Source organism: Nocardioides sp. (assembly GCF_036401255.1).
GTDB lineage: Bacteria > Actinomycetota > Actinomycetes > Propionibacteriales > Nocardioidaceae > Nocardioides.
This window is the reverse complement of record NZ_DASWVI010000348.1, coordinates 1-5,574: the sequence shown is the minus strand read 5'-3', so window position 1 is coordinate 5,574 and position 5,574 is coordinate 1. Positions and strand designations below refer to the sequence as shown.

Below are 5,574 nucleotides of genomic sequence, written 5' to 3'. Positions count from 1 at the left end.
CGTCGGCGGCCGCACCCCGGCGGCCGGTGAGCAGCTCGGCCGCGACCACGCCGGCGGCGTACACGTCCTGTTGCGGGTCCGGGGCCGCGCCGGCCACCTGCTCGGGCGCCATGTAGCCGTCGGTGCCGACCGGGCCCGGTGCGCGGGTCAGCCGGACGTCCTCGAGCGGCACGGCCACCCCGAAGTCGCCGAGCCGCACGAACGGGCGGCCCGACCCGGTGGGTTCGAGCAGCAGGTTGGCGGGCTTGACGTCGCGGTGCACGATCCCCGCCGCGTGCACCGCGGCCAGCGCCTGGAGGGTCTGGTCGAGGACGTGGGCGACGTACGACGCGGGCAACGGGCCGTGCTCGGCCAGCAGCTGCTCGACGGACCCGCCGCGCACCAGGTCCATCGCGAAGACCACCCGGTGGTCCTCGGCCGCCCACCCGGTGGGCGCGACGACGTGCGGGTGGGCGACCCGCACCGACTGCTCGCGCACGAACCGCAGCAGCGCGGTGCTGTCGTGGGCGCCGAGCACCTTGGCGGCGACCACGGTGCCGGTGCGCAGGTCCCGGGCCCGCCACACCGAGCCCATCCCTCCCGAGCCCACCTGGTCGAGCAGCAGGTAGCGACCGGCGAGCGGGCCGGCGAGCGGGGCGGGCCCGACCGAGCCGGGCGGCATACGTGCCATGCCCCTCGTCCTACCCACTCCGGGTGCCCCTCAGGCCCGCTCGTCCACAGGTCGGCGAATGCTGCAGGAATCCCCGGTCCACCGGGGGTTCTCCCGCTTGTCGGGGGTTGCAACGGTCGACAAGCGGAAGAAGTCCCTGACAAGTCGGCCCGGGTGGCGGTCGCGAGGGGTACGCCGACCAGATCGCCGGTTGGGCCACGGGGTGCGTGCGCTGCTAGCCTGGGGCGTTCTCTGCGCACGCCCACCGACGGGCCGCTGGCCGAGAATGCAACACCAACGCAAAGCCCTCCTGCCACGGAGAGTCCGTGGCCGCCCAGTCCAGAGGAGGTGGAGACCGCTGTGCGTGCCTACGAAGTGATGGTCATCCTCGACCCCAGCCTCGAAGAGCGAACCGTCGAGCCGTCGCTCGACAAGTACCTGAACGTCATCCGCAAGGACGGCGGCACCGTCGAGTCCGTCGACGTGTGGGGCCGGCGGCGCCTGGCCTACGAGGTCAAGAAGAACGCCGAGGGCATCTACGCCGTCATCAAGCTCAACGCCGAGCCGGCCACGGTCAAGGAGTTCGACCGCCAGCTCACCCTCAACGAGTCGATCCTCCGCACGAAGGTCATGCGCCCCGACGCCCACTGAGGCCCGGGACGCGGCCCGGCACCTCCGGTGATCGGGCCTAGACCTGTGGACGACCACTTCCGCCTGTCGGCGCCAGCGGCAACGATGGGCGGCACGTGGTCGGACGCGACTCTGATCAGAACCAACGCAAGGGAGCCCACATGGCAGGCGAGACCGTCATCACGGTGGTCGGCAACCTCGTCGACGACCCGGAGCTGCGCTTCACCCCCTCGGGTGCGGCCGTGGCGAACTTCCGGATCGCGTCGACGCCGCGCACCTTCGACCGGCAGACCAACGAGTGGAAGGACGGCGACCCGCTGTTCCTCTCCTGCTCGGTCTGGCGCCAGGCGGCGGAGAACGTCGCGGAGTCTCTCCAGCGCGGCATGCGCGTGATCGTGCAGGGCCGACTCAAGCAGCGCTCCTACGAGACCCGCGAGGGTGAGAAGCGCACGGTGGTGGAGCTCGAGGTCGACGAGGTCGGCCCGGCGCTCGCGTTCGCCACGGCGAAGGTCACCCGCGCCTCCCGCTCCGGCGGGGGCGGCGGCTACTCCGGGGGCGGCGGCCAGGGCGGCCAGTCCCGTCCGCAGTCCGGCGGCAACGACCCGTGGGCCACTCCGGCTCCGCAGGGCGGCGGCTCCGGCGGCGGCCAGTCGGCTCCGGCCAACGACCCCTGGGGCGCCCCGGGCGTCGGCTCGGACGAGCCGCCGTTTTAGCCGCCGTTGACTCGCATCGCTCGCGATGCGAGTCAACGAGACTGCGGCAAGGTCGCCCTTCGAGACGCCTCGTCCCTCGGCTCCTCAGGAACCGGGCCCCACGGCTGAGCGCAGCGAAGCCGTGACGGGCGTATCGAGACCCGAGCAGCGGCTCAGCGTTCTGATCCAGCACCAACACCATCCGAACACCCTCAACCATTCCGGCACTCAACCCAGTCATGGGGCCGGGCTTCTAGAAAGGAAGCACCACAATGGCCAAGGCAGTGATTCGCAAGCCCAAGAAGAAGGTTTGCCAGTTCTGCAAGGAGAAGGCGACCGGTGTCGACTACAAGGACACCGCGCTGCTCCGCAAGTTCATCTCCGACCGCGGCAAGATCCGCGCCCGTCGGGTGACCGGCAACTGCGTCCAGCACCAGCGCGACGTGGCCATCGCGGTCAAGAACGCCCGCGAGGTCGCCCTGCTGCCCTACACCTCCACCGGTCGCTGAGAGGAGCCGAGGACATGAAGCTCATCCTGACCCAGGAAGTCACCGGCCTCGGTGCCCCCGGCGACGTCGTCGAGGTGAAGGACGGCTACGGCCGCAACTACCTCGTCCCCCGCGGACTGGCCATGCGCTGGACCCGCGGTGCCGAGAAGACCATCGAGTCGATCAAGTCCGCCCGCGCCTCCCGCGCGGTCCGCGACCACGACCACGCCGAGCAGATCAAGGCCAAGCTCGAGGCCCAGCCGGTCGCCGTCAAGGTGCGCTCCGGCGCGGGCGGTCGCCTGTTCGGTGCCGTCACGGTCTCCGAGATCGCCGGCGCCCTCGCCGACGCCTCGGGCGAGCAGGTCGACAAGCGCACGATCGTGGTCACCAACCCGATCAAGTCGCTCGGCTCCCACGAGGTGTCGGTCAAGCTGCACGACGAGGTGTCCGCCGTGGTGGCCCTCAACGTGATCCCGGCCTGACCAGCATCTCTCCGCGCTGACCCCAGCGCAGCGGCAACGCTTCATCGACAGGGCCCGCACCTCCCCCGGGGGTGCGGGCCCTGTCGCGTCCGGAAGACCTGAGCGGGCCGGTCAGCGGGCCATGACGGCATCGACGCGCACGGGCTTGCCGCGCGAGGCCACCCGCAGCTGGAGCGGCCCGGCGAGCAGCGAGGAGAGCTCGCCGCGGACCTGGTAGACGTGCAGCCGCTGGGCGTCCTGGGAGGCGAGGTTGACGCGCTTCCAGGCGCCTTGGCCGACCCGGATCTCCACCTTCCCCAGACCCGGGCCGGCCGGGGCGAGCAGCCGGATCGCGCGGATGTTGCGGACGCGGAACGTCAGCGTGGCGCCGTACGTCGAGCTCTGCAGGTACTCGCCGGCGAAGCTGCCGGGGCTGCGCACGGTGCGCCACGCGCCGGCCGAGCGTCGTGTGGCGTCGTCGGCGGTGAGGTTGCGCGGCACGAAGAACTGCTGGGTGAACGGTGTGGGGTCGACGTTCCCGGCCGGGTCGACCGCCGCGGCGGTGAACGTGTGCCGGCCCGCGTCGAGCTTGCGCAGCGTGGTGAGCCCGTCGGCGCACGAGACCGCCCGGCTGTCGAGCCGGCACCGGTACGACGGGACCTCGCCGGCGCCGGCCTCGTTGCTTTGCAGCCGGATCTGGACGGTCGGGCTGGTCACCATCGGGACGTCCTGGCGGTCCTGGTCGTAGTAGTCGGTGCGCAGGAAGCCGAATGTGCTCGGCGCGGTCGCGTCGGCCCGGAAGACCACCTCGGCCGGGGTCTGGTCGACGTCGGGAAGGTCGGTCGGGGCAGGGAAGAAGGGGTCCCAGGTGATGTCGTGGGCGTTGTCGGTCCGGTCGACCGCGCGCACCCGGAACGTGTACGGCGTCGCCGAGCGCTCCTCGAGCTGGTCGTAGCTGGCCGGGGAGGTGCACGCCGTCCACGAGGTCGGGGCGATCGCGGTGTTGAAGAACTGGCACTCGAAGTCGATGGGGTCGGTGTCGGTGTCGGTGTGCCGGCCGCTGAACGTGAACGTCACCGCGGTCGCTGCGAGCCAGTCGTGGGAGACGGCCGGGGCGACGGCCTCGAGCGTGGTCGTCGGCGGCACGGTGTCGTCGCACGCGGTGCCGGTGGGCAGCCCGAGCAGCGGGTCCTTCGGCTGCGCCTCGCTCGTGCACGGCTCGGCGGCGTCGGCCGGTGTCGCCCCAGCGAGCAGCGGCAGCGTGGCCGCGGCGAGGACGGCCGCGAGCGTGCCGCCGAGTCGTCGGGTCGAGGTGTGGCGCATGGATCCCTCCGGTTCGTGCTGTGCTCCCGCTCACCCAACGCCCACCCTGCCCCGGGGGCTACGCGGCGACACGACTCAGGCCGAAGCGGTCTGGTCCACCTCGGGCCGTGCCCACGGACGGGCGGCGTAGCGGAACAGCAGCACGATCACCAGCAGCAGCACCAGCGAACCGCCGACGACCATGACGTCGAGCAGCGAGGTCTGGTCCGCCCCCAGCACCACCACGGGCAGCAGGGCCGCGCCCACGGTGAGCGCCGAGGCGGTCCGCAGCCAGCGTGACCGGCCGGGCTCGGCGGCCGCGGCGCGGGAGAGCGCGTGGCACAGCAGCGCCACGAAGCCGAGCTGGGGCAGGTTCGCCGCCCAGAGCAGCGACTCATCGGCGCGCTCGAGACCCTCGCTGAGGCTGGGGAACCACAGCACGACGCTCATGATCAGCGCCCCGAGGCCGAGCACGCGGAGCGCGGGGCGGTGGGGCAGCGTGGCCGGGAGCCCGCCGAGTCCCTGCAGCACCAGCAGCCACCCGACCGGGTCCGGCAGCACGTCGTACTCGCCGTTGAGCTTGGCCACGATCGCGACGATCACCAGGCCCATCGCGATCGACTGCAGGGGCTTCACCGGGTCACCCTACGGTCGCGACCCCCGTGATCAGCCAGTGGGCGCTGCGCGCCCGGGCCAGGAGGAGGACCAGCCGGGCGCCCATGAACACCGCGGAGAACCCGATCCAGAGGGTGACCAGGCCGGCGGACCCGGCGGCGCAGGCCAGGGCGACCGGGGCGTAGGCGAGGAAGGTGAGCAGCCCGGCGAGCGCCAGGTAGCGGCCGTCGCCCGCCCCGATCAGGACCCCGTCGAGCACGAACACCACCCCGGCGACCGGCTGGCCGAGGGCGACGACGAGCAGCACCGGCGTCAGCAGGTCGCGGACGGCCGGGTCCCCGGTGAACAGCGCGCCGAGCACGGGGCTGAGCCCGGCCACGACCGCCCCGGTGACGACACCGCTCGCCGCCCCCCACGCGATCATCCGGCGGGTGAGCGCCCGGGTGCCCTCGACGTCGCCGGCTCCCAGGGCCCGCCCGGTGATCGCCTGGGCCGCGATCGCGATGGCGTCCAGCGCGAACGCGAGGAACCCCCAGATCGTCAGCGCCAGCTGGTGGGTCGCGAGGTCGACCTCCTGGTCGCGGGCGCCGACGGCGGCCGCCGTGACGGCGTACGTCGTGACGAGGAACGCCGCCCGCAGGGTCAGGGTGCGGATCACCAGGGGCACGCCCGCGCGACCTGCGGCGCGGATGCCCGGCAGGTCGGGGCCCAGGGCGGCGCCGCGGGCGCGGGCCGCC

8 protein-coding genes are annotated in these 5,574 nt (G+C 72.8%); 4 read left to right on the top strand and 4 right to left on the bottom strand.

What is annotated here, in order from left to right; translation table 11 throughout:
- Positions 1-670, bottom strand: a 670-nt coding sequence (locus VGD85_RS16165) for a serine/threonine-protein kinase (RefSeq protein WP_331064461.1), incomplete at its 3' end; no start/stop codon positions are given.
- A 339-nt stretch (positions 671-1,009) separates the two neighbouring features.
- Here VGD85_RS16165 and rpsF point away from each other — a divergent pair.
- The 4 genes from rpsF to rplI all read left to right on the top strand — a co-directional run bounded on the left by rpsF (position 1,010) and on the right by rplI (position 2,941).
- A complete protein-coding gene (rpsF, locus tag VGD85_RS16160; protein WP_331064460.1) occupies positions 1,010-1,300 on the top strand; it encodes a 30S ribosomal protein S6 in 291 nt (96 codons plus the stop codon).
- A gap of 140 nt (positions 1,301-1,440) precedes the next feature.
- Positions 1,441-1,992, top strand: coding sequence for a single-stranded DNA-binding protein (locus VGD85_RS16155; protein ID WP_331064459.1), 552 nt, complete (start codon positions 1,441-1,443; stop codon positions 1,990-1,992).
- 251 nt (positions 1,993-2,243) lie between these two features.
- Positions 2,244-2,480 (top strand): 30S ribosomal protein S18, encoded by a 237-nt coding sequence (gene rpsR / locus VGD85_RS16150; RefSeq protein WP_011758085.1) that lies wholly within the window; start codon positions 2,244-2,246, stop codon positions 2,478-2,480.
- Positions 2,481-2,494: 14 nt separating this feature from the next.
- Positions 2,495-2,941, top strand: a complete 447-nt coding sequence (gene rplI, locus VGD85_RS16145; protein WP_331064458.1) for a 50S ribosomal protein L9 — start codon at positions 2,495-2,497, stop codon at positions 2,939-2,941.
- A gap of 111 nt (positions 2,942-3,052) precedes the next feature.
- On the opposite strand, the gene VGD85_RS16140 is transcribed toward rplI, so the two are convergent.
- From VGD85_RS16140 to VGD85_RS16130, 3 genes are all read right to left on the bottom strand, one after another.
- Entirely contained in the window at positions 3,053-4,243 is a 1,191-nt protein-coding gene (locus tag VGD85_RS16140) for a hypothetical protein (RefSeq protein ID WP_331064457.1), read from the bottom strand.
- A gap of 75 nt (positions 4,244-4,318) precedes the next feature.
- On the bottom strand, positions 4,319-4,858 hold the full coding sequence (locus VGD85_RS16135) for a hypothetical protein (RefSeq protein WP_331064456.1): 540 nt from the start codon (positions 4,856-4,858) through the stop codon (positions 4,319-4,321).
- Positions 4,859-4,862: 4 nt separating this feature from the next.
- The coding region (locus tag VGD85_RS16130; RefSeq protein ID WP_331064455.1) for an MATE family efflux transporter at positions 4,863-5,574 on the bottom strand (712 nt) is incomplete at its 5' end.

Coding starts and splice junctions, on each gene's coding strand:
- VGD85_RS16155 (WP_331064459.1), top strand. CDS start 1,441: ATGGCAGGCGAGACCGTCATCACGGTGGTCGGCAACCTCGTCGACGAC.
- rpsR (WP_011758085.1), top strand. CDS start 2,244: ATGGCCAAGGCAGTGATTCGCAAGCCCAAGAAGAAGGTTTGCCAGTTC.
- rplI (WP_331064458.1), top strand. CDS start 2,495: ATGAAGCTCATCCTGACCCAGGAAGTCACCGGCCTCGGTGCCCCCGGC.
- VGD85_RS16140 (WP_331064457.1), bottom strand. CDS start 4,243: ATGCGCCACACCTCGACCCGACGACTCGGCGGCACGCTCGCGGCCGTC.